Genomic DNA, 21,970 nt, shown 5'->3' with positions numbered 1-21,970 from the left:
ACATCTCTGTTATTGAAACGGTCTTGCTTTTTAAGGGTAGCACAAAATTTATACAATTATAGTCTATTTTTAACTTTATGTTGCGCTGCAGTAAAAGAAAAAGGATATTTATTTTTAAAATCAATATTTGTAAAGGAACAAAAATTACCGCCAGGTTGGTCTATAATTAATCAATTGCCATTTATTTGGTTTCTTTATGGGTAATTAACGTTCTGCATGGATAGGCGATTTAAAAACGGAATAAATGGCTTTAATTAGTAATAAAAAAAGGAAAATAATTATGCACCAGCCTATTGAATCTCTACTGGGTGAATTTTTACGAGAACATCAATTCGTAAATCCCATACTAATAAAAGAATCAGAAAATATGTTAGGCGCGCTTTATTTCGCGCGAGAGGAGAATGGCAAAATAACGACGATAAAAATAATCAATAAAGGTAATCTAGAAGAATTATATCAATTAAATTCTCTAGGGTTGATAAATTTTCTTACTCTGCATACCAGCTATGTGAATGATCTAACTAAGAAAATAGCATCTCCAAAACTAATTTCTATTAATAATACCTTTGTGCAGGAATATAAAGATCTTGTATTTTATATGATGCATTTTATTCCCGGCGAAAATAAAGAGCCTTTTTATTTAAATCTCGAGCAAAAAATACAAATTGCACACGTACTCGCTACCTTACATCAAACCCAGCCATTTAATTATGATAGGAATTTTTTTAATCTTAAATCATATTTTTTTGCCAGTTGCTGGAAAAATTTGGTAACAAGCCACGGGTTGGCCTTAGTGGAAAAACTCGCCATAAGATATCTGAATAATCCCTTAAAAAATTTATTACGGGGAGTGTATACCAGGGTCACTTACGATGAAATTTTACGCATAGGGCAAGCACCCACTTTAGTTATTTCTCATTCGGATATAAAACCGAAAAATGTTATTTGGAATGAAGCCGGTCAGCATTTTCTCGTTGATTGGGAAAACTTTTGTCTGATGCGGGCTGAAATTGATTTTATCGATACAGTCACCAGCTGGGTTTTGCAAAAAAATACCAACCAATACTATTTAGATATGGCTGCGGCAAAGTGCTTCAGGGATGCTTATGCATTACCTTTAGCGATTAATGATGTGGATATTTATATCTCGGCGGCAAAATGGATTTTTTGGGTTATGACCTGCTATTCCTTAGCCAATGAAGCAATGTTACGGGAAGGTTTAACTATGCTCGCGCTTTTGGAGAATAACCATCAGGCATTACTGCAATTGTCCTAGGATGTTTGGGAATGAATAGAAAGCAGTTCTTACAAATTTGGACAAACCATGGATTATTAACTGTTTTATTTAAAGTATTCAATTTTTTTATTTTGAATACTCTATTACAGCACTACATTACCTTGGAAGAATTTCCGCTCTATGGGGCGTTAATTTATTTACCCTCCGCGGTTTTGCTTTTTATTGTTCCTAAGCTGCTGGAAAATACTAACGTATTTACGGCCTTAAAACGTTGTCTGGATTTTATTTTAATCTTATTTCTCGGCTTTTGGTTCATTGTTTTAACCGAGAAAGCGCCACTGGATAATTTACTTATTATCTTAGCCTGTGTTGCTTTTTTGGCTTCAATGGAAAGTATTTTTTTTGATAAAGTAACCGCAACTTATTGTACTTATAAAGATTTGCCTTTTGTCATTACTACCACCAGGCTGGCTAATACTTTGGGGTATATTACCGGCCCACTTATTGGCAGTTTCTTTTTCAATAAATTATCATTTGTAAGTTTATTAGTTACATCTATAGTAATTATTCTAATTTATCGAATTTTTCTAGTGTTAATTCATTGGAATTTACAGAAAAATACGTCACTGCAGTCGCAATTTCGTTCGCAGGGAGTGGAGCTGACTGTAAGCAGGTCATCCATTTTGTATTTATACAGCTTAAATTTTATGTGGCTTAATATAGTGGCGATTATGATCATTCCCTTTTATTCTTTTTATTTTTCGGTTTCACAAATAGGAGTGATTCTTTCCTTTGCAGGCGTTGGCATGCTTGTAGGTAATTTATTCCCAATTGCATTATTTAGTTACCGGAAGCTTTTTCGTTTTGCAGCCCTAGGTTTGCTATTTAACTTATGTATGGTGGCTTTTTGGGGGAGCCATTATCTTTTTAGCTGTCTTTTCATTTGCTTAGGCAGTTTTTTTAGTTCGATTTGTTATGCTTTGGCGCAGTATTTTTCTTTAAGCATTGTGGATTCTGAGTCCTTATCGCATTTTTATGGTACTAGAAATCTTATTAATACGCTTATTTCCTTAATGCTATTTATTTTGTTATGGTGTTTAGTCAGTAGCTCACTAAGTGTTATTTTGCAGCATGCCTTCACTATTCAACAAGTCAGTTTAATGTCCTTGTTTTTTCTACTGTTAACATGCATCGGTATGGGATTTTATATTTTTATCTCCATTAATAGCCGCCAGCTTCAGAAATGCAAGGTGCATCCAAGCCAAATCTAAGGGCTTGGATGTATTGCAGTGGAATCTGGAGGCTAATGTAAATAACGCATCGGGACCAAACATAAATCCTATTGGGTAAATTGATTAATAGTGAGTGTTAATCGTTTCACTAATTCATCAATTTCTTCTTCGCTGATGGTAAGTGGAGGTAATAACCGTACGACGGTATCGGCTGTAACGTTAAAAATAATGCCATTGGCTAAACCAATATTACGCATATCTGTAGCTGGCCTATCCAGTTCCACGCCAATCATATAGCCTTTACCACGAATGGCTTTAACATGTGGATGCTCACCTAAGTTTTGGATAAGCTTATCCATCAAGAGCGCACTGTTACGGGTAACCAGTTCGCAAATTTTATCACGCTCAATGACTTCCAATACAGTTAAGGCGGTAGCACAGGCAAGGGGATTACCACCAAAGGTTGACCCATGATTTCCAGGCTTAAATAAATCCGTAGCTTTTTTGCTCATAAGGCAAGCACCGATGGGCACACCATTACCCAGGCCTTTCGCGGTGGTAAGAATATCGGGCTGAATACCATGGTGCATGCATGCATATAATTTACCGGTGCGGCCATTTCCTGTTTGGATTTCATCCAAAATCAGCATCCAATCATGTTGTTCACATAATTTAGCTACGGCACGTAAATAACCTTCTTCAGCGGCATAAATTCCGCCCTCACCTTGAATGGGTTCTAGCATTACTGCAACCACATCTTCGCGATTCGCTGCTATGGTGTGGATGGCCTCAATGTCATTAAAGGGGGCGCGGATAAATCCAGGTACTAAAGGTTCAAAACCTGCTTGTACTTTACGGCTGCCTGAGGCCGTTAATGTGGCCATGGTGCGGCCATGAAATGCGCGTTCCATAACAATAATAGAAGGTGTTTCAATACCTTTTTTATGGCCGTAAAGGCGGGTGAGTTTAATCGCCGCTTCATTGGCTTCTGCACCTGAGTTGGCAAAAAAAACTTGTTCCATGCCCGTCATTGAGGTAAGTTTTTCTGCAAGTAACTCTTGCTGTTTAATGTGAAATGTATTGGAGGTATGCAAGAGTTTTGCTGCTTGGTCTTGTATCGTTTTAGTGACATCGGGATGAGCATGCCCTAACCCACAAACGGCTATCCCGCTTAAGCCATCAAGATATGCTTTTCCCTGGTCGTCATAAAGCCAGACGCCTTCACCATGAGTAAAGGTTATAGGCATGGGATTGTAGCTAGTAATTAAAGCCATTATCTATCTTCCTTTTATAATCTCTTTGCCGTTTTAATGTCCATTAAAAACTTCTGGCGGCTGAAAAATATTGTAGGCTGGGCTTAGCAGCCCAGCCTACAATGACTAAGCGTTTATTTAATGGTAGTGACTCGGCAGTCCCATCACTTACTTCATATTATCAGAGACAAAGTCCCAATTCACTAATGACCAAAATGCACTGATATAATCAGGACGCGCATTACGGTAATCAATATAATAAGCATGCTCCCATACGTCACAGGTCAAAAGAGCGGTCAAGCCTTCCGTCATTGGTGTACCTGCATTGCTGGTACTCATAATCTTTAAATCACCAGCCTTATCTTGCGCCAACCAAGCCCAGCCTGAACCAAATGTAGTGGCTGCTGCTTGAGTAAATTGCTCTTTAAAAGTGCTAAAAGAACCGAAGTGTTTATTAATGGCCTCAGCAAGCTTACCATTTGGCTCGCCACCGCCATTAGGGCTCAAACAATGCCAATAGAAAGTATGGTTCCAAATTTGTGCGGCATTATTAAATACTCCACCTTTGGATTTCATGATGATGTCTTCAAGCGACATGGATTCGAATTCTGTTCCAGGAATTAATTTATTCAAGTTATTCACGTAAGCTTGATGGTGTTTTCCATAATGATATTCCAAAGTTTCTTTAGAAATATGAGGGGCCAACGCATCCATTTCATAGGGTAATTTTGGCAAAGTAAAAGTCATAAAGTTCTCCTTATTTGTGAGTGCCCTAAGTGTAGCAGGACAAATATGATATTCAATTAATATTTCCTTAAGATTCCCTGCCTATTATTAATGCAATAAATATTAATTTGGACGTTGTGGGTAGCTGCCATTTACCTTAATGAGTCGAGGTAAGGGGAATGAAATAAGTTGCGGCCGTGCTTGCTTTTCGCCATAATTAGCGTTTTTATTTATTTTAAAGGTACACGAGCGTGGATACAATCGAAAAAATTAAAAAGCAAATCGCAGAAAATACTATTCTGCTCTACATGAAAGGCTCACCAAAGATGCCTCAATGTGGTTTTTCTGCGCGTGCAGTACAATGCATCGAGGCTTGTGGTGTTGATTTTGCTTACGTAGATGTTCTTGCCAATCCTGATATCCGTCAAATGCTACCACAGGTTTCTGATTGGCCGACTTTCCCTCAGTTATATGTTAAAGGCGAATTGATTGGCGGCTCTGATATTATTGCTGAATTATTTCAGCAAGGTGAGTTAGAAACCATGTTACGTGATGCAATTGCTGTATAAAGGTTATTATATTTTGCGTTCTGGGTTCAAGTAATCGATCTTGCTTTGGGCCTTAGACCGGCGGAATATAAGCTGCTCTCGATAATAATAATTTGCGCAAGGCTCTCTCTTGCGCGCCAATGGAGATCATAGAATGAGTGTACTAGTCGGACGTAAAGCTCCTGATTTTACCGTAGCTGCGGTGATGGGCAATGGTGAAATTATCGATAAATTTAATTTGCATGAGCACATCAAAGGCAAATATGGATTAGTGTTTTTCTATCCTTTAGATTTTACTTTTGTATGCCCTTCTGAGCTGATTGCTTTAGATCATCGTATGGATGAATTCAAAAGCCGTAATGTGGAAGTGGTTGCTGTGTCTATCGATTCTCATTTTACACATAACGCATACAGAAATACTCCTGTAGAAAAAGGCGGAATTGGCCCAGTTCGTTACACTATGGCAGCGGATATGACTCATAGTATTTGCCAAGCTTACGGTGTAGAGCATCCTGCTGCTGGTGTGGCATTTCGTGGTGCATTTATTATCGACACTAAAGGTATGGTTCGCGCACAAATTGTGAATGATTTACCAATCGGCCGTAACGTTGATGAGCTTTTAAGAACAATTGATGCCGTTCAATTCTTCGAAGAAAAAGGGGAAGTATGTCCTGCTGGTTGGAGAAAGGGGCAAGCGGGTATGACGGCCTCTCCAGAAGGTGTTGCTGAATATCTTGCAGAGCACTCAGGCTCATTATAATGCAAGTTGGGTGGACGAAGGAGCCCAGAGTTACTTCGTCCGCACAATAACGGCTTTTTTATTTTAAGTACAATTTCTTATGCTGCATTAATAAAGGCTATATTTATATATCCTTTGCCTGGTTTTCTTTATTATTAAGCTGCAATCTTCGCCAACTATTGGTCATTTCACAAAAAAGATCCGCTGTTTTTTCCGCGTCATAAATGGCTGAATGTGCCTCATGCGTGTTAAACGGAATCCCTGCTGCTTGAGCGGCCTTTGCCAGCACAGTTTGTCCATAAATCAAACCACCTAAAGTAGCCGTATCAAAGCAGGTAAAGGCATGGAAGGGGGATTCTAACCCCGTTCTTTTTACCGCCTCTTTGATAAACAATAAATCAAACCAGGCATTATGACCCACCAGTACTGCTCGTTGGCAATTCTGCTGTTTGATGGCGCTAAAAATAGGTTTAAACAACTGTTCTAGAGCGATTTTTTCCTCTAAAGCAAAGCGAAGGGGTTGAAAGGGATCGATTTGATTAAATTCGAGTGATTTTTGGTCAAGCTCCGCGCCAGCAAAAGGTAAAATATGCTCAAAGTGGCTGGTGCCACGCTGTAAATTACCTTGTTTATCCATGGTGAGTAAAACAACACACATTTCCAGCAGAGCATTTTTCTGCGGATTTACCCCCGCCGTTTCAACATCGACAACTACTGGCAAAAAGCCGCGAAAGCGACCTTTCATGGTACTACTCAATACATTATCAAGAGGGGACATGAATACTCCATTGGATTGTTTCACCTGCAGCAATCGGTACGACTCGCTCTGTACCCAATGGCATTGTTTTTGGTAGGGTTTGTGGCGACTTAATCAATTCAATCTGCTGCTGGTTAATGGGTAGTTGATAAAACGCAGCTCCATAATGACTCATAAAATGATTAAGTTTGGCTAATTGATCTAACTCAGCAAATACTTGGGCGTAAAGTGCAAGAGCAAAGGGTGCGGAATAAATCCCTGCACAACCACACGCGTTTTCTTTGCTGTGGATACTATGCGGTGCACTGTCCGTACCGGCAAAAAATTTAGGATTCCCGCTGCATGCTGCTTGTTGTAGAGCCTTTTGATCGCGTTCATGCTTTAAAATAGGTAGGCAGTAATAATGCGGCCTAATTCCTCCCGCCAATAATTGATTCCGGTTATACATTAAATGGTGAGGAGTAATGGTAGCGGCAACTGTTGCTGGGGCTTCGTTGACAAAGTCGACTGCGGTTTTTGTAGAAATATGTTCCAGGATGATGCGCAGCCTAGGAAAATTAAGAATTAAAGGCTTTAGATATTCATCGATAAATAAGGCTTCGCGTTCAAAAATATCGCTATGCGTTACCTCACCATGAATTTGCAATACCAGATTTTGTTCCTGCATGACCTCAAGTAGAGGATACAGCGCCTTCAGGGACTTAGCTCCTGCTTCCGAGTTAGTAGTTGCTCCGGCTGGATAAAGTTTGGCGCCTAATACATAAGGTGAATTCGCTGCTTGTTCTAATTCAGCGGCGGTGACGGATTCATTTAAGTAGAACGTCATATAGGGTGTGAAATGATGGTTGCTAGGCAAGACCGCAAGAATCCTTTCTCTATAGGCACTAATTGCAGATAAAGTAGTTAAGGCAGGCTTGAGATTAGGCATTACTAAGACTCGGGCAAAATGTTCTGCGCTGGCTGCTACCGTATGTTCTAATACCTCATTATCCCTAAAATGAACATGCCAGTCGTCCGGTTGGCTGATAATTAGTGATTTCATAATTAAAGATTCTTAAAACAGTGTCGATATCTAAGGATAACATGAATTCAATCATGGGGATTATTAATAATGGAATTCAGTAATAATAGATACGCGTTTGTAAAACGCGTTGCAGTTAGCTACGCACTCGCTGTAAGTACAACGTTCGCAATGGCACCAATCAATTATGCCTTTCCAATGGGAGGAGAAAAAAGTTGGAAGGTAACTGGTAATCCAATCCGTTGTGGTCTATCACTAACAATACCTAATTACGGAATCGGGTATTTCGAACAATTTGCCGCGCAACCGCCCCATTTCGTTTTACGTAAATGGGATGCAGTGACTCGTCCTCTACCGGCGAGGCTTATCGCTAGAGCTCCCATGTGGAAACCTGATGGAGTGACATATAGGGTAGGCTCATTAACGGTAAATCCAGGTGCCTATGGAATCTTTTTAAAGCGGGATTCAACCTTGAAATTATTAACATATTTGTCCCAAGGCTATGAACCTACATTTAAGTATCGCTCGGATATAGGATTTGATGTTAGCGTGGCGTTGACGCCACGAGGTTTTCAAGCGCCCTATTCTCATTACCAGCGCTGCATTAGTAATTTATTACCTTTTGGCTTTGATCGGGTAAAAGAGAGCGTTTTTCATTTTGCCCCTGATAGCCGCGAACTGTCCGATCAGGATAAAGAGCAGTTACGTCGCATTGCACGCTATACTGCTGCCGATCATCAAATTAAAGTGATTCGCATAATTGGTTACGCCGATGAAAGTGGTCGCAAGGGTTACAACAATGCGATCTCGCAATATCGTGCACAGGCTGTACAAAATTATTTAATAACTTTAGGGGTTCCTGAAGAGCAGTTATCGGTCACATGGTTAGGCGCATTAAAACCAGTGGCTAGAAATGACACAGACGCTGGACGTGCCGAAAATAGGAGAGTTGTTGTCACTCTGATTAAAAAATAATGCCCGTGCCCAAAAAAAGTATCTTTATGAAAAATATTAATTTTTTTTTTGTAAATTTACTTGATTTATTAATTTTCGAAGCCATACTCATGGTGTTGCATGCTTCGAACCAAAGCGACGAAAGCATGCTGCTGGTAACTTTTAAATTGTAAGTTATCAAGTAAAAACTCAGAATTAATAAAAATAAAAATATAATACGGAGACTTAGCATGTTAAGTTTGAAAAAGACAACAGCAGCAGTACTCGCTTTAGGTAGTAGTGCAGTTTTTGCAGGAACAATGGGACCTGTCTGCACTCCAGGAAATGTGACCGTACCATGTGAGCGCACTGCATGGGATATTGGTGGTCAAGCCATTGATTTACAAATCGTTAACAACAACGATTTCTTTATTGCTGATGCCGCTGGGAATTTCCGCGATCACAGTCGTTGGAACTGGGGCTTCCAAATAGAAGGTTCTTACCACTTCAACACGGGTAACGATGTTACATTAACTTGGTACCATTTAGATGCTAGCAGACACCGCTTTGGTTTCGTTTCTGATTTTGATGGCGTCGTAGGTGTTCCTGGTTACGCGAATGTTGGTCGTAAGTGGGATGCTGTTAATGGCGAATTAGGTCAATTCGTTGATTTCAGCGCGAACAAAAAAATGCGTTTCCATGGTGGTTTCCAATGGGCTCGTGTTAAGACTGATCACGCAGTAGCTATCGGTAATGAAACTACAGTTGATTTTGATTCTTGGGGCAATACTCAATACAACGGTTTTGGTCCACGTACAGGTCTTGACATGAACTATGTATTTGCTGGCTATGGTTTTGGCATTTATGCTAAAGCAGCTGCAGCAATTTTAGTGGGTAGCTCTAAGTTTAATTCAGGTGCTTCTAACTTTGATATCGTAGGAACTGCTTATCATGGTTCTAAAACTTCTATCGTTCCTGAATTAGAGGCTAAATTAGGCGCTAACTATACGTACTCAATGGCTCAAGGAGATATTACTCTGGATGCTGGTTACATGTGGTTCAACTACTTCAATGCGTTAAGCAATGTTAGTGCTGTTACTAATACTGCAAGAACTATGGATTTCGGAGCTTCTGGTCCTTACGTTGGTTTGAAGTACGTAGGTAATGTTTAATTTGTACATGTTACATTTTGCTTAATCTCCCACTTTTTCACCCCATTTCTCAGAGAAGAGATGGGGTGATTTTTTAGAAAAGCACAAATTTATTATCCGCGCAAAATGAATTAATAACTCTCATATTGTATCGAATAGACACAGTAACCGAAAAAAAATCCCTATAAAGCTTAGTTTTTTTACCTAATTGTCTTGACTTATTTTCTCTCCGTATAGATACTGCTCACCTTTTCATGCTTACGTCAAATAACGGGCGTGCATGTTTTGTTAATAGCTTCTTTGTGTAAGTTACTAACAAAATTGGAACTTAATAATAACTTATATGGAGACTACGCATGTTTAGTTTGAAAAAAACAGCATTAGCGGTACTCGCTTTAGGTAGCAGTGCAGTATTTGCAGGTACAATGGGTCCAGTATGCACCCCAGGAAACGTAACTGTTCCTTGTGAGCGTACTGCTTGGGACATCAGCGGCCAAGCTATTGATTTGCAAATCGTTAATAGCAACCAATTCATCGGCGTTCCTGATGCAACTGGTAACTTCCGTGACCACACTCGTTGGAACTGGGGTTTTCAATTAGAAGGTTCTTACCACTTCAATACTGGTAACGATGTAACTTTAACTTGGTATCATTTAGATACTAAAACAAATCGCTTCGGCTTCTCTGGCACATTTGATGACGTTGCTTATAACGTAGCAGCTGGATCTAAGTACAAATGGGATGCTGTGAACGGTGAATTAGGTCAATTCGTTGATTTCAGTGCTAACAAAAAAATGCGTTTCCATGGCGGTTTCCAATGGGCTCGTGCTAAGCACAACGCAGGTTGGGCTGCTGTAACTCCAACTGGTCTTGCTGCTGTTGATGGTTACAGTGCTCAGTTCAACGGTTTCGGTCCACGTACTGGTCTGGACATGAACTATGTATTCGGTAACGGATTTGGTATTTACGCTAAAGCAGCAGCTGCTGTATTAGTTGGCAATAACAAGTTCCAATCTGCATTCCTTGAAACTGCTGAGCCTTTAGTTGCTTACCATGGTTCTAAAACTGCAATCATTCCAGAATTAGAAGCTAAGTTAGGTGCTAACTACACTTACTCTATGGCTCAAGGCGATGTTACTTTAGATGCTGGTTACATGTGGTTCAACTACTTCAATGCGTTTAACCATGTTTCAGCATTCAATGGTGCAAACTACTCTGCTGACTTTGGTGCTTCTGGCCCATACGTTGGTTTGAAATATGTTGGTAATGTTTAATTACTAGCTTTTTCATTACCCACCCCATTTTATCAATGGGGTGGGTTCTCATACTACCTTCCTGCATTCCTTCACTCACCTTCCTTTCCTTGACTTATTTTGCTAACCAGGCATGATCTTATCGCATTTTATTTGCAGCAACCTTTATCACTTTAAGTAGTAGATAAAACAGGATGAGATAAAAATAAGGAAAGAAGTATTATGTTTGGTTTAAAAAAAAGTGTTATAGCACTGATGGTAACGAGCAGCAGCAGTGTATTTGCGGGCGCTATGGGACCTGTATGCACTCCAGGGAATGTAACCGTTCCTTGCTCGCAAATGGCTTGGGAAATTGGTGGGCAAGCGTTGTATTTGCAATCCCTATACAATAAAGATTTTAATTTCGCTCCCAGCGCCTATGGTGAGTATCCCAGTTTAACAGGACGTTGGGGTTGGGGATTTGAATTAGATGCAGCCTATCACTTTAATACGGGTAATGATGTAACAGTGAGCTGGTATCATCTGGATGCAAGTAGAGCTCGTTTTATGGCTAGTGTGCAAGAGACAAATCTTCCTGCTAATCAACTGGCTTTAACTACCCAAAATAGATGGGATGCTGTCAATGGCGAATTAGGGCAAGTGGTTGATTTTGGCATGGATAGAAGCATGCGTTTTCATGGAGGTTTCCAGTTCGCGCACATCAAGCCAACCATTACTGCTGCTTCAAGTAGGGTAGCTTATGAATTGGGCTCCCAATACAATGGATTTGGACCGCGCACCGGTCTTGATATGCATTATGAATTAGGAAGTGGTCTTGGCGTTTACGCTAAGGCTGGCACCGCACTTTTAGTGGGTTCTTCTCAATTTGATTTAGAGGTAAGTCGAGTTACCAACTTACCCAGAGGCGGCTCTAAGACGGCAATTGTACCTGAAATTGAAGCCAAATTAGGCGCCCATTATGTTTATACCATGGCACGAGGAAATTTAACCTTAGATGCTGGCTACATGTGGTTTAATTATTTTAATGCGTTTAGCAACGTTAAAGTGCTTAATCTATCAAGAGCCCTTGGTACTTCAGATTACGGTGCTTCAGGACCTTATTTTGGCTTAAAATATGTAGGTCTGGTTTAAGTAGAATAACTGCCAGAGGCTTGTTGTGCCTCTTGGCAGCTTTCTTGGCCGTCAAGGGCTATCGATTTGATTTTCTTGACTTATTTCTGTGCCTTGGTAGATACTGTCCGCCCTTAAAGACTATGCACAGCCATCCGTTTATTGTTTGAACAATAAATGGAATATTCATAATATCTAGAAATACGGAGACCATGGATGTTTGCTTTAAAAAGAATAATCCTTATTGTACTCACTTTGAGCAGTGACGTGCTTTTTGCAGGAACCATGGGACCTGTATGTGCACCAAGCACTGTGACGGTACCATGCAGTCAAACTGGATGGAGTGTGACTGCTAACGCACTGTATTTACAAACGGACCTTAATCAAACGTTTTCCTATTACCCTCGTGGGGACAATGACATTTACAACGGACTTGGGGGGCAATGGGGATGGGGTTTTCAGTTAGGGGGATCCTACTTATTTAACACCGGTAATGATGTGACCGTTAATTGGTATCACTTGGATGGGGCGAGCGGAAATTTAAAATTTAACCCTTTGGGGGAATTTGACCCATTAAATATACGTTTAGCCCTGAAAACTCAGTGGGATGCAGTTAATGGCGAATTAGGCCAATTTGCAACGCTTACGCGTGATGTTAGCTATCGTTTCCATGGTGGTTTTCAATTTGCTAGGCTAAAAAATACCATGAATGCACGGCTTGCGTTTATTGTTCCTGCTGATTTTTTAGATTTGTTTGATGCCGACAGCCTGCCTGCCCCACATAACCTTCGTTATACCACCTCGTTTAACGGTTTTGGCCCCCGTACAGGTGTTGATATGGATTATATGCTGGGCAATGGATTTAGCATGTATGCTAAGACTGCTGCCGCATTGCTGGTGGGTTCAAGTAAAGCAAAGACTACTGGTTTAGCACAGCCATTAACTTCCGTGCAAGCTTCCTATTCGGCGATTGTTCCGCAGTTGGAGGCCAGTGTCGGGCTTAACTACCGTTATCCTACTAAACGCGGAGATTTCCTTTTTGATTTGGGCTATCTGTGGGTGAATTATTTTAACCCCTTAAGAAATCAAAATTTAATGGAGAATGTAGCAAATAATCAGTCAGTTACTACAGAAAATAGAACAACTGATTTAAGTATTTCAGGTCTTTATTTTGGATTCAAATATGTAGCAAATATTTAAGATTATCACTTAAGATATTTCGGTGATTATGTTGACTTTGCTAAAGTTGAACGGGATAATTTGGCGAGGTGCAGTGCTTTTATCGGGCGGAAATGTACCCTTGCTAAAAAATTTAGTTTCTAGTTAAAATGAGCTATAAACGGAAATTAAGCGGCTTTGTAAACAGGGCCTATAAGAAAGTGGAGATATGCATGTTAAACTTGAAACAAACAGCGATAGCTGCTTTTGCCTTTGGTAGCAGTGTGGTATTCGCTGGAACCATGGGGCCTGTTTGTACCCCTGGGAATGTTACAGTTCCTTGCGCCAAGACCGCATGGGATGTAGGTGGGCAAGCTCTCTATTTACAAACAACGGTAAACCACGATTTTGCTTATTATCCGAGCGCTAGTGATCCTAATGAATACCTTGATCAAGCTGGTCAATGGAGCTGGGGTTATCAACTGGAAGGTTCCTATCACTTTAACACGGGTAATGATTTCACTTTAAGCTGGTATCATTTAGATGGGGGTAATCATGATTTCCTCGTTAATCCACTCCCATATCTGGCTTTAGACGTCTTTTCCAAAGAAAAAGTCAGATGGGATGCAGTCAATGGTGAGTTAGGGCAATTTGTTGATTTTAGTGCCAATAAAAAAATGCGCTTCCACGGTGGTTTTCAATTTGCCCGAATTAAGCCAACCTCAAGTGTTGATGTCTCCAGATTGGATGTTTTGGGTACGCTCAACGTCGAAAATTTTCAAGTTGTTTCTGTATATAATGGTTTTGGTCCACGCACAGGTCTTGATATGGCCTATGAGTTTGGCAATGGCTTTGGTGTTTATGCCAAGGGGGCAGCAGCTGTTTTAGTTGGTACTGCTAAGTTTAATGATGATGGCTTCCATTCCGTATCAGGAGCCATTATTCCCGGTGTTACGGTTAGTCCATTTCGTTTTTCTACAACGGCAATTGTGCCCGAGTTAGAAGCTAAATTGGGAGCTAACTATACGTACGCAATGGCGCAAGGTGATATTACCCTGGATGCTGGTTATATGTGGTTTAATTATTTTAGCCCAAACAGACAGGTTAGCCCCGCATTGATTGCTGAAAAATCAGATTTTGGTGCTTCAGGTCCGTATTTTGGTCTGAAGTATGTTGGTAATGTTTAATTTCTTAATCGATTAAGATCTTAGGGTTTGTTTACATTATTATTCTCTTGGGCGTATCGCAAGCAGGTACTATGTAAATAGGCCTAGTGAAGCCCATCGCCAGTTGATGGGCTTTTTTTCAAATGGAGTTTTTATGCTAAAAAAGACAACTATTGCTGTATTGGGGTTAGTAGCAAGTGGCTATGCAGCTGCTGGCTCTATGGGGCCTGTATGTGCACCGGGAAATGTTACTGTTCCTTGTGAGGCGAGAGCATGGGAATTAGGGGCTGAAGCATTGTACATGCGTCCTATCTACAGTGCTCAAAAAAGCCTACAGTTCGTTCCAAGTTTGCCCGTAGGCACAGTGAGCTCAGAAGTTGCTGATGTGCGTGACAAGTGGAGTTGGGGTTTCCGTGTAATGGGATCGTTCTACTTCAACACCGGCAATGATGTAACTGTAAATTGGACTCATTTAAATTCTAAAGCGGACTTCAATAATATGGTAGCTCCTTTAGCAATTCCTACTGGGTCTATTGCAGAAGTTCCTGCAGACTACGTTAGCCGTGATCAATTTGATCAAGCGAATATTGTGTTAGGGCAACATGTTGATGTAAGCGCTAGAAAGAAAATGCGTTTCTTTGGCGGTATGCAATATGCAAATATCCAGTCTAATGCGACTAACTTTTTAAATTATCCCCTGATTCCAGTGCTGTTTGGTTCTACAGTATCTGTATTCGATAATACTGACTTTAAAGGTATTGGTCCTGTTGCAGGAATTGATTACTCTTATGCTTTATTCAATGGATTAAGTGTGACTGCTAATGGTACTGGTTCGCTCTTGGTCGGAACCTCACGTTATCATGAAGGTTTTGTTGTTGATGATCTTAATGCCATTTACGCTCAAGTTTATGCACGTAAAAAATCAATTGTTCCAAGCTTAGAAGCCAAACTTGGTTTGAGTTATGCGCATGATTTCTGGCAAGGTACTGTAAACATTGATGCAGGTTATCAAGTGATTAACTACTTCAATGCCCTGGCTACACAAGAATTCCAACAACCTAATGCACCAGTCCATGCAGTTAACTACGGCCTCTTTGGTCCCTACTTCGGTCTGAAGTATGTAGGTAACGCATAAATCATCAAACGCATAGCCCCATATTAGCGCAGTGTAATATGGGCTATGCCACCTTGTTCCCGCATTACGCCCCCTTGTCTAATACGGGCTATAAGTGCCAAGAATTCTAGTTGGTATTCAAAATCATTTACTACGCCTTTGTCAAATAGTCAAAATAAACCCCATCCCCTTAAAATTAGCCTGTCTATTATTTTTTCAATTAAGTTTTAATTTAGCTCTAGTCATCATTTAATTCACAAGATATACTTTCTGGCCACACCTTGTGTGAGGAAGTAAAAAATAATAAACAGGAGTAGCCGCATGAAGATTAAAAAACTTGTATTGGCTTTAGTCTGTTTTTCATCGCCACTCTATGCGGAAAATGATCAACAGTTGCAACGTGAAATAGAACGTTTACAAAAGCAAACACAACAACTGCAATCACAATTAATTGCTTTACAAGAAAAACTAGTAACCCATAAAACAAAACAGGCACCTGCGTCTCGCCATAAAAGAGCTGAGGTAACGTCGCAATCTTCAAAAGTTGAAACGTCGCAGGTTGAGAAGAAACAACAAGGACGACATTCTAAAAAGCTTAAGTTGATTAAATATCACTCATCGCCAATTACGATTCATACTCCGGATAAGCATCCAGAGTCTATCGGTTTTTATCCTACGGCATTAGTCGCTGATAATCGAGTAGTTACCTATATTGCCGGTACTCCAGTGGTTACTTCCCCATATCTAGGCTCGCGACCTGCATTTGATGGTTCGGATTATATCGTGAACATTTCAAGTATTAACCGTGACATTCGTTTAATGCAGCAGCGCCGTCGTTTATATGATGCGTACAAAAAAATTGGTTATCCCATACCAGAGCGCCCCATTATTGCAATTAGTGGTAAAGCTGAACCCATAGGCATGGTTAACTCTTCTTACATGGGGGAAACTAATACGGATTTAACTTTGGGATCTAACGAACTGGCTGTAGCTGCGGCACTGAACCAAAATGTGGAAGCCTACATGTCGATTGCTTATGATGAGAGTCCTCCAGAAATTGGTCCTCGCATCAATAATTCGGCATTTAGCTTAAATTTAGGCTTCGTGAATATAGGTAACTTAGATAAAACCCCGTTTTACTTTACTGCTGGGCAATTATATGCTCCATTCGGGCGTTATTCGAGTGCGATGGTTAGTGCCCCACTTACTATGAATTTGGCACGCACTAAGACACGACCATTTATTTTAGGGTATAAATCGCAAACCGATCGCGGGCCTTTTGCTGCAGTTTATATTTATCGCAGCGATACCCAACGAGGAAAATCAGGGGTGGGTGGTGCTAACCTTGGTTATTCTTTTGCAGTTAATAAAATTACTGGAGAAGTTGGCGCAAGCTACATTAGTTCTATAGCCGATTCATCGGGTATGCAAAATACGGCTGCAAATCCTGGAACTTTCGGCGGATTTGGCTCCTTATTGCATGGAAGTGAGTATGTACGCAAAACACAAGCGGTGGACGTTTACGGTAACATAAGTTTTGACCGCTTTAACTTGACTGCAGAGTGGGTTGGAGTAACTCAGGCATTTAGAACGCAAGATTTAAGCTTCAATGCGCGTGGAGCCAAACCACAAGCACTGGAAACCGAATTTGGTGTAACCTTTAAGAGCTTTAATCGTCCGTCATCGATTGGTATCGGTTATCAACGGACTAAGGATGCTTTAGCACTGAATTTACCACAGCAACGTATTATTGGGGTCTATAACATTTCTATTTGGAAAGATACGGTTGAAAGCCTTGAGTACCGCCATGATATGGATTACGGTAAATACAATTTTGCTAATGGTGCGGCTCCAGCCGGTGTTGTTAACGCGCCGACCCTGGGTACCGGGCGTTCTGCCGATACGGTGTCAGCACAAATAGGTGTATATTTCTAAATAGTTTAGCCCGGTTGCTGGTAATTAATGGCACTTAAAGTGTAGGCTGGTGCTGAGCATCGCGAAGCCCAGCATGGATGTGGCATTGAGCCTCGGCGCTGGGCTTCGTTGCACTCAGCACCAGCCTACTAAATATCCCTTAAGTAAGAGCCATTAGTTGCTGGTAACCAGGCTTTGAATGGCAAGGTCATCCCTCGCAGTACAGGGGATAGCCTCTTTCTACGAACGCCCCATGGTTATCGATATTAGGTTGCCCATGGCAACCAGGCCACCCTCTTTGTGCTATCTTTAAACATATGATCTCGCATAAAGGGATAGCTATGCGTTATTCGGGTTTAGCTAGAAAAATAATCATTATTCTCTTCAGTTTGCTTACTTTCACCACGTCGCTTTATGCCGCAAAAATAGTAGAACTAAGCATTAAAGGCCCCATAGGGCCAGCCACCGCCGATTACATTGTCCGCGATATAAAAAAAGCACAGCATGCTGACTTAATCCTGGTCTTGCTGGACACTCCTGGAGGGCTGAACGAGTCGATGCGAACCATTATACAAACTTTTTTAGGTTCTCATGTACCCATCGTTGTTTATGTAAGTCCTACTGGGGCACGTGCTGCCAGTGCAGGAACTTATATATTATATGCAGCGACCTTAGCCGCAATGGCGCCCGGTACTCAGTTAGGTGCTGCAAGTCCCGTTAATCTCAGTACGGAATTTGCAGGAACACCGCAACTTGGAGAGCATCCAGATACTATGGATAAGAAGGTGACGAACGATGCAGTGGCAACCATACGTTCTTTAGCTCAATTACGTGGGCGCGATCCGGTATTTGCGCAAAAAGCCGTATTAAATGCAGAAACAATCACCGCCACAGAAGCGTTAAAACAAAAAGTGATTAATTTTATTGCCACAGATGAGCAGGATTTATTAACTCAGCTCAATGGGCTTACAGTGACGCAAAATAATCAAAAAATCACTTTAAATACCAGTAATCCGCAAATAGAGCGAGAAAATCCGGATTGGCGCACTTATTTTTTATCTCTAATCACCGACCCAACTATGGCCTACCTACTTCTTCTCTTAGGCATCTATGGGATTTTTTTCGAATTAGTAAACCCGGGTTTTGTGCTACCTGGGGTAATTGGGGCTATTGCGCTACTTATTGCTTTTTATGCCTTGCAGTTATTACCCGTGAACTATGCAGGGTTTTTACTCATTATTGTGGGAATTGGTTTCATTATTGCGGAAGCTTTTTTGCCTACCTTTGGCTCTTTGGGTGTTGGAGGCACTATTGCCTTTCTTATTGGTTCAATCATGCTCATTGATAGTCCCGAGCATACGCTGCATGTGGCCTGGTCAGTAATTGGGGCAATGGCCGTGGTTAATATTATTATTTTCATAATTATTTTAGGCAGCATAATTAGAGCGCGCCATCAAAGGCTACGGCATGGGGTTGAGGTCTTCATAGGTAGTCAGGGGCAGGCGTTGGGCGATATTAATCTGAAGGGACAAGTGCTCATTCACGGAGAAATCTGGAGCGCTTCGGCTCGTCAATTTATTGCTGCTGGTAAGCCGGTTATTGTGGTGGGCTCTTCAGGATTAGTGTTGCATGTTGAAGAAGAAACGGGAACACAAGGAGAATGAGATGACACCTTTTCTAAGCGTACTATTTGTAGCTATTGTCCTGTTACTAGTCTCTGCTGTTAAGGTTTTTCGAGAATACGAGCGCGGGGTGGTATTTATGCTTGGGCGTTTTTGGCGAGTTAAAGGCCCAGGATTAGTATTAATTATTCCGATGATTCAGCAAGTAGTGCGGGTGGATTTACGTACTATTGTTATGGATGTACCGAGTCAGGATGTAATCTCCAAAGATAACGTGTCCGTGCGAGTTAATGCAGTCTTGTATTTTCGGGTTGTTACTCCTGAGAATGCCATTATCCAAGTAGAAAATTATTATGAAGCCACTAGCCAGTTAGCGCAAACCACATTGCGTTCCGTTTTAGGGCAGCATGAACTTGATGAAATGCTTTCCGAGCGCGAGCGTTTAAATAGTGACGTCCAAAAAATACTTGATGCACAGACGGATAATTGGGGTATCAAAGTGTCTAATGTCGAAATCAAACATGTTGATTTGGATGAAAGCATGATCCGTGCAATAGCCAAACAAGCCGAAGCTGAGCGGGAACGACGTGCCAAAGTAATTCATGCCGAAGGAGAGTTACAAGCTTCCGCCAAATTATTACAGGCCTCTCAAGTCTTAGCACAGCAACCCGAAGCGATGCAGTTGCGTTACTTGCAGACTTTAGCCGCAATTGCGGGAACTAATAATTCTACCATCGTGTTTCCTATGCCTATGGAGCTTGGCGATATTTTAGCGAATATGGCAAAAAAATGAGGACAAGACTACGAAGCAATTGCTTTGCAGCTTTTTGATGTTCCATTATTTTTTATAAACGTCATCTAAGTTGGCTGCACTTTGCTTTTCGTTTCCCCTTTCGTTTATTTGCTTTTTATGATAGAACTCCTTTTTTGAAAAAATTATGAGGTTTCATCGTGTCGATTAAATCAGATAGATGGATTGAAAAAATGGCGCTTGAACATGGAATGATTTCTCCATTCGAGTCGAACCAAATACGTGAAAAAGAGGGCGGGCGAATTATTTCTTATGGCGTATCCAGCTATGGTTATGATGTTCGTTGTTCCAGAGAGTTTAAGATTTTTACCAACATTAATTCATCTATAGTCGACCCTAAGGCATTCGATGAGAATAGTTTTGTGGATGTGGAGTCCGATGTATGTATTATTCCGCCAAATTCTTTCGCTTTAGCACGTACAGTAGAGTATTTCCGTATTCCGCGTAATGTACTGACTATTTGTTTGGGTAAATCCACTTATGCGCGCTGCGGCATTATTGTTAACGTTACTCCGTTAGAGCCTGAGTGGGAAGGACATGTTACCTTGGAGTTTTCCAATACTACCCCGCTACCTGCAAAAATTTATGCTCATGAAGGTGTTGCCCAAATGCTATTCTTGGAAGCAAGCGAAGTTTGCGCGGTTTCCTATCGTGACCGCGGTGGTAAATACCAAGGACAAACTGGCGTGACTTTGCCGCGTACTTAATTAAGTAAAGACCGCTTAGCAGGCCATTTTGGGATTAATTAAGTAAGGTTAATTGCAAGCGAAGCAACCTAGGCCTCCGTGCTCCGAACCCCTGGGTTGCTCTATTACCACGTTTCTTGCCAGCGGTCACGGTGTTGGCAGGTTTTTAAATTAAATAATGAAGTTTCATTGCGAACAACGTGAAGCAACCCAGTACAGGATTTTAACGAAGCATTATTCTGGGTTGCTTCACGATGACTTGCAATGACAAAATTTACCCGTGAACGCTTATTCTCATCATGATGAAATGTAAACGTTTACTCAAGGCATATGCTTATTAATAGCACTTTGCCTCTTTCGTGACCTATTCTTCTTCCGCTGGCAATTCATATTGTGAACGAGACATATCTACCCGCTCACGTAATTCTTTGCCAGGTTTAAAGTGCGGGCTATATTTAGCCTTAGTCACCACTTTTTCCCCTGTTTTCGGATTATGGGCATTACGTGGCGGACGGTAATGTAGCGAAAAGCTACCAAAGCCACGAATTTCAATCCGTTGATTTTTAACGAGTGCATCACTCATTAATTCTAATATTTTGTTAATCCCATCAGCTACTTGTTTTTCAGTAAGATGCGTCATTCGAGCAGCAATGTGTTCTATGAGCTCCGATTTAATCATACCCACCTCGTGATTGTCGCTTATTCCAAAGTCTGTCACCATTACAGATTTAGGTGCGGACAATGCCCTTGTTCTATAAGTATAGATCGGGTAAAAAATTATTCAATGTTTTCAAGACAGTTAGTATTTATTCTTTTTTCGAGCATGGATATAGGCAAAAACCACCCCCCAGCTCATTTCAATTTGCGTTTGCAGGATTACCTTAAAGTGCTTACTAGCTAAGGTTTTACTCGTAGTAATGACTGTTTGCAGCTGCGGTAATTGCTCAAGTCGCGCACAAATTTTTTCCCAGGTAGGGCTAAAAAATGAAGTCGAATTAATAAAAATAATAGTGGCTTCATCCAAATTTACCTCAAGAAAATCCCCTAAAATAAATTCAATTTTTTTTGATTGTTCCACATAATTTGGCAATTTAGCTAAATCATCAATGTGCCTACAGGCATTAAAATATAATTGTGGCAGGATTTCTATTCCTACACTTTTGTAAATAGGATAAACCATCGCACAAGCGAACACGGCTTTCCCCACTCCACAGCCAAGGTCGTAAAATACGGTTTGTTCGTTTGGATGTGCCAATGAAAAAAGGGCTAGGAAGGGTAAAAATTTAATTTCCCCATAAACATAATCGAGCGAATCGCCTTTTTGACGTGCCTGTTGGGATAACAAGAAGCCATTTGCATTATGAAACACTTGGTGAAAAACTCGCTCGTGCTTTTCAATAGCTAAGGATTTTTTCCAGTGCTCGATGTGTTTTTGCTGGCTACGGCGAAAAAAATAACGACCGCTCAAAACCAAGATTAGGATTAAATAAAAAGAAAAGACGATGAATAAGAGCAATGCTGGATCCTTATAATATGTTC

General features: G+C 40.9%; 21 protein-coding genes. 15 read left to right on the top strand and 6 right to left on the bottom strand.

The window, feature by feature from the left end; genetic code table 11:
- Window positions 1-280 precede the first annotated feature (280 nt).
- Together BN3124_RS07450 and BN3124_RS07445 are read left to right on the top strand one after the other, a co-directional pair.
- Window positions 281-1,276 (top strand): phosphotransferase, encoded by a 996-nt coding sequence (locus tag BN3124_RS07450; protein WP_058534170.1) that lies wholly within the window; start codon window positions 281-283, stop codon window positions 1,274-1,276.
- Between the two features lie 11 nt (window positions 1,277-1,287).
- Window positions 1,288-2,508: an MFS transporter gene (locus tag BN3124_RS07445; protein ID WP_058534169.1), complete on the top strand. Its 1,221-nt coding sequence runs from the start codon at window positions 1,288-1,290 to the stop codon at window positions 2,506-2,508.
- A 68-nt stretch (window positions 2,509-2,576) separates the two neighbouring features.
- Here BN3124_RS07445 and BN3124_RS07440 read toward each other — a convergent pair whose 3' ends face one another.
- Together BN3124_RS07440 and sodB are read right to left on the bottom strand one after the other, a co-directional pair.
- Window positions 2,577-3,743 carry an aspartate aminotransferase family protein gene (locus BN3124_RS07440; protein ID WP_058534168.1) on the bottom strand — a complete coding sequence of 389 codons (1,167 nt, stop codon included), beginning with the start codon at window positions 3,741-3,743 and terminating at the stop codon, window positions 2,577-2,579.
- Window positions 3,744-3,890: 147 nt separating this feature from the next.
- Window positions 3,891-4,469 (bottom strand): superoxide dismutase [Fe], encoded by a 579-nt coding sequence (sodB, locus tag BN3124_RS07435; RefSeq protein WP_058534167.1) that lies wholly within the window; start codon window positions 4,467-4,469, stop codon window positions 3,891-3,893.
- Window positions 4,470-4,699: 230 nt separating this feature from the next.
- Here sodB and grxD point away from each other — a divergent pair, with 230 nt between their 5' ends.
- Window positions 4,700-5,017, top strand: a complete 318-nt coding sequence (gene grxD, locus BN3124_RS07430) for a Grx4 family monothiol glutaredoxin (RefSeq protein ID WP_058534166.1) — start codon at window positions 4,700-4,702, stop codon at window positions 5,015-5,017.
- A gap of 133 nt (window positions 5,018-5,150) precedes the next feature.
- Window positions 5,151-5,756 carry a peroxiredoxin gene (locus BN3124_RS07425; protein WP_058534165.1) on the top strand — a complete coding sequence of 202 codons (606 nt, stop codon included), beginning with the start codon at window positions 5,151-5,153 and terminating at the stop codon, window positions 5,754-5,756.
- Window positions 5,757-5,859: 103 nt separating this feature from the next.
- Here the strand turns inward: BN3124_RS07425 and rnt are convergent, their stop codons facing one another.
- Together rnt and pyrC are read right to left on the bottom strand one after the other, a co-directional pair.
- Window positions 5,860-6,513: a ribonuclease T gene (gene rnt / locus BN3124_RS07420; RefSeq protein ID WP_058534164.1), complete on the bottom strand. Its 654-nt coding sequence runs from the start codon at window positions 6,511-6,513 to the stop codon at window positions 5,860-5,862.
- Complete coding sequence (gene pyrC, locus BN3124_RS07415; RefSeq protein ID WP_058534163.1) at window positions 6,500-7,534, bottom strand: dihydroorotase; 1,035 nt, start codon at window positions 7,532-7,534, stop codon at window positions 6,500-6,502. Before pyrC ends, rnt begins: the two co-directional genes overlap by 14 nt.
- Window positions 7,535-7,603: 69 nt before the next feature.
- Between pyrC and BN3124_RS07410 the strand changes: the two genes are divergently transcribed.
- From BN3124_RS07410 to dcd, 11 genes are all read left to right on the top strand, one after another.
- Window positions 7,604-8,488, top strand: coding sequence for a flagellar protein MotY (locus BN3124_RS07410; protein WP_058534162.1), 885 nt, complete (start codon window positions 7,604-7,606; stop codon window positions 8,486-8,488).
- Between the two features lie 209 nt (window positions 8,489-8,697).
- Window positions 8,698-9,618 carry an Lpg1974 family pore-forming outer membrane protein gene (locus BN3124_RS07405; protein ID WP_058534161.1) on the top strand — a complete coding sequence of 307 codons (921 nt, stop codon included), beginning with the start codon at window positions 8,698-8,700 and terminating at the stop codon, window positions 9,616-9,618.
- A 335-nt stretch (window positions 9,619-9,953) separates the two neighbouring features.
- The gene (locus BN3124_RS07400) at window positions 9,954-10,871 is read left to right on the top strand and encodes an Lpg1974 family pore-forming outer membrane protein (protein ID WP_058534160.1); all 918 of its coding nucleotides are present in this window, start codon (window positions 9,954-9,956) and stop codon (window positions 10,869-10,871) included.
- A 201-nt stretch (window positions 10,872-11,072) separates the two neighbouring features.
- Complete coding sequence (locus BN3124_RS07395; protein ID WP_058534159.1) at window positions 11,073-11,981, top strand: Lpg1974 family pore-forming outer membrane protein; 909 nt, start codon at window positions 11,073-11,075, stop codon at window positions 11,979-11,981.
- 195 nt (window positions 11,982-12,176) lie between these two features.
- Entirely contained in the window at window positions 12,177-13,160 is a 984-nt protein-coding gene (locus BN3124_RS07390) for an Lpg1974 family pore-forming outer membrane protein (RefSeq protein ID WP_058534158.1), read from the top strand.
- Between the two features lie 191 nt (window positions 13,161-13,351).
- Window positions 13,352-14,305 carry an Lpg1974 family pore-forming outer membrane protein gene (locus BN3124_RS07385; protein WP_058534157.1) on the top strand — a complete coding sequence of 318 codons (954 nt, stop codon included), beginning with the start codon at window positions 13,352-13,354 and terminating at the stop codon, window positions 14,303-14,305.
- A gap of 133 nt (window positions 14,306-14,438) precedes the next feature.
- On the top strand, window positions 14,439-15,419 hold the full coding sequence (locus BN3124_RS07380; RefSeq protein WP_058534156.1) for an Lpg1974 family pore-forming outer membrane protein: 981 nt from the start codon (window positions 14,439-14,441) through the stop codon (window positions 15,417-15,419).
- A gap of 300 nt (window positions 15,420-15,719) precedes the next feature.
- Complete coding sequence (locus BN3124_RS07375; RefSeq protein WP_058534155.1) at window positions 15,720-17,333, top strand: LbtU family siderophore porin; 1,614 nt, start codon at window positions 15,720-15,722, stop codon at window positions 17,331-17,333.
- 320 nt (window positions 17,334-17,653) lie between these two features.
- Window positions 17,654-18,976 carry an NfeD family protein gene (locus tag BN3124_RS07370; protein WP_149865226.1) on the top strand — a complete coding sequence of 441 codons (1,323 nt, stop codon included), beginning with the start codon at window positions 17,654-17,656 and terminating at the stop codon, window positions 18,974-18,976.
- A gap of 1 nt (window position 18,977) precedes the next feature.
- Window positions 18,978-19,727 (top strand): slipin family protein, encoded by a 750-nt coding sequence (locus BN3124_RS07365; protein ID WP_058534154.1) that lies wholly within the window; start codon window positions 18,978-18,980, stop codon window positions 19,725-19,727.
- Between the two features lie 158 nt (window positions 19,728-19,885).
- Window positions 19,886-20,452, top strand: a complete 567-nt coding sequence (dcd, locus tag BN3124_RS07360; protein ID WP_058534153.1) for a dCTP deaminase — start codon at window positions 19,886-19,888, stop codon at window positions 20,450-20,452.
- A 343-nt stretch (window positions 20,453-20,795) separates the two neighbouring features.
- Here dcd and BN3124_RS07355 read toward each other — a convergent pair whose 3' ends face one another.
- Together BN3124_RS07355 and BN3124_RS07350 are read right to left on the bottom strand one after the other, a co-directional pair.
- Entirely contained in the window at window positions 20,796-21,110 is a 315-nt protein-coding gene (locus BN3124_RS07355) for an integration host factor subunit beta (RefSeq protein WP_058534152.1), read from the bottom strand.
- Between the two features lie 120 nt (window positions 21,111-21,230).
- The gene (locus BN3124_RS07350; protein WP_058534151.1) at window positions 21,231-21,947 is read right to left on the bottom strand and encodes a class I SAM-dependent methyltransferase; all 717 of its coding nucleotides are present in this window, start codon (window positions 21,945-21,947) and stop codon (window positions 21,231-21,233) included.
- Window positions 21,948-21,970 lie beyond the last annotated feature (23 nt).

The sequence above is a fragment of the Legionella saoudiensis genome (assembly GCF_001465875.1).
In the GTDB taxonomy this organism is placed as follows: domain Bacteria; phylum Pseudomonadota; class Gammaproteobacteria; order Legionellales; family Legionellaceae; genus Legionella; species Legionella saoudiensis.
The sequence above is the reverse complement of the archived record's forward strand: the minus strand, read 5'-3'. Positions and strand labels throughout refer to the sequence as shown.

Coding starts and splice junctions, on each gene's coding strand:
- BN3124_RS07450 (WP_058534170.1), top strand. CDS start 281: ATGCACCAGCCTATTGAATCTCTACTGGGTGAATTTTTACGAGAACAT.
- BN3124_RS07445 (WP_058534169.1), top strand. CDS start 1,288: ATGAATAGAAAGCAGTTCTTACAAATTTGGACAAACCATGGATTATTA.
- BN3124_RS07440 (WP_058534168.1), bottom strand. CDS start 3,743: ATGGCTTTAATTACTAGCTACAATCCCATGCCTATAACCTTTACTCAT.
- sodB (WP_058534167.1), bottom strand. CDS start 4,469: ATGACTTTTACTTTGCCAAAATTACCCTATGAAATGGATGCGTTGGCC.
- BN3124_RS07425 (WP_058534165.1), top strand. CDS start 5,151: ATGAGTGTACTAGTCGGACGTAAAGCTCCTGATTTTACCGTAGCTGCG.
- rnt (WP_058534164.1), bottom strand. CDS start 6,513: ATGTCCCCTCTTGATAATGTATTGAGTAGTACCATGAAAGGTCGCTTT.
- pyrC (WP_058534163.1), bottom strand. CDS start 7,534: ATGAAATCACTAATTATCAGCCAACCGGACGACTGGCATGTTCATTTT.
- BN3124_RS07410 (WP_058534162.1), top strand. CDS start 7,604: ATGGAATTCAGTAATAATAGATACGCGTTTGTAAAACGCGTTGCAGTT.
- BN3124_RS07405 (WP_058534161.1), top strand. CDS start 8,698: ATGTTAAGTTTGAAAAAGACAACAGCAGCAGTACTCGCTTTAGGTAGT.
- BN3124_RS07400 (WP_058534160.1), top strand. CDS start 9,954: ATGTTTAGTTTGAAAAAAACAGCATTAGCGGTACTCGCTTTAGGTAGC.
- BN3124_RS07395 (WP_058534159.1), top strand. CDS start 11,073: ATGTTTGGTTTAAAAAAAAGTGTTATAGCACTGATGGTAACGAGCAGC.
- BN3124_RS07390 (WP_058534158.1), top strand. CDS start 12,177: ATGTTTGCTTTAAAAAGAATAATCCTTATTGTACTCACTTTGAGCAGT.
- BN3124_RS07385 (WP_058534157.1), top strand. CDS start 13,352: ATGTTAAACTTGAAACAAACAGCGATAGCTGCTTTTGCCTTTGGTAGC.
- BN3124_RS07380 (WP_058534156.1), top strand. CDS start 14,439: ATGCTAAAAAAGACAACTATTGCTGTATTGGGGTTAGTAGCAAGTGGC.
- BN3124_RS07375 (WP_058534155.1), top strand. CDS start 15,720: ATGAAGATTAAAAAACTTGTATTGGCTTTAGTCTGTTTTTCATCGCCA.
- BN3124_RS07370 (WP_149865226.1), top strand. CDS start 17,654: ATGCGTTATTCGGGTTTAGCTAGAAAAATAATCATTATTCTCTTCAGT.
- BN3124_RS07365 (WP_058534154.1), top strand. CDS start 18,978: ATGACACCTTTTCTAAGCGTACTATTTGTAGCTATTGTCCTGTTACTA.
- BN3124_RS07355 (WP_058534152.1), bottom strand. CDS start 21,110: ATGATTAAATCGGAGCTCATAGAACACATTGCTGCTCGAATGACGCAT.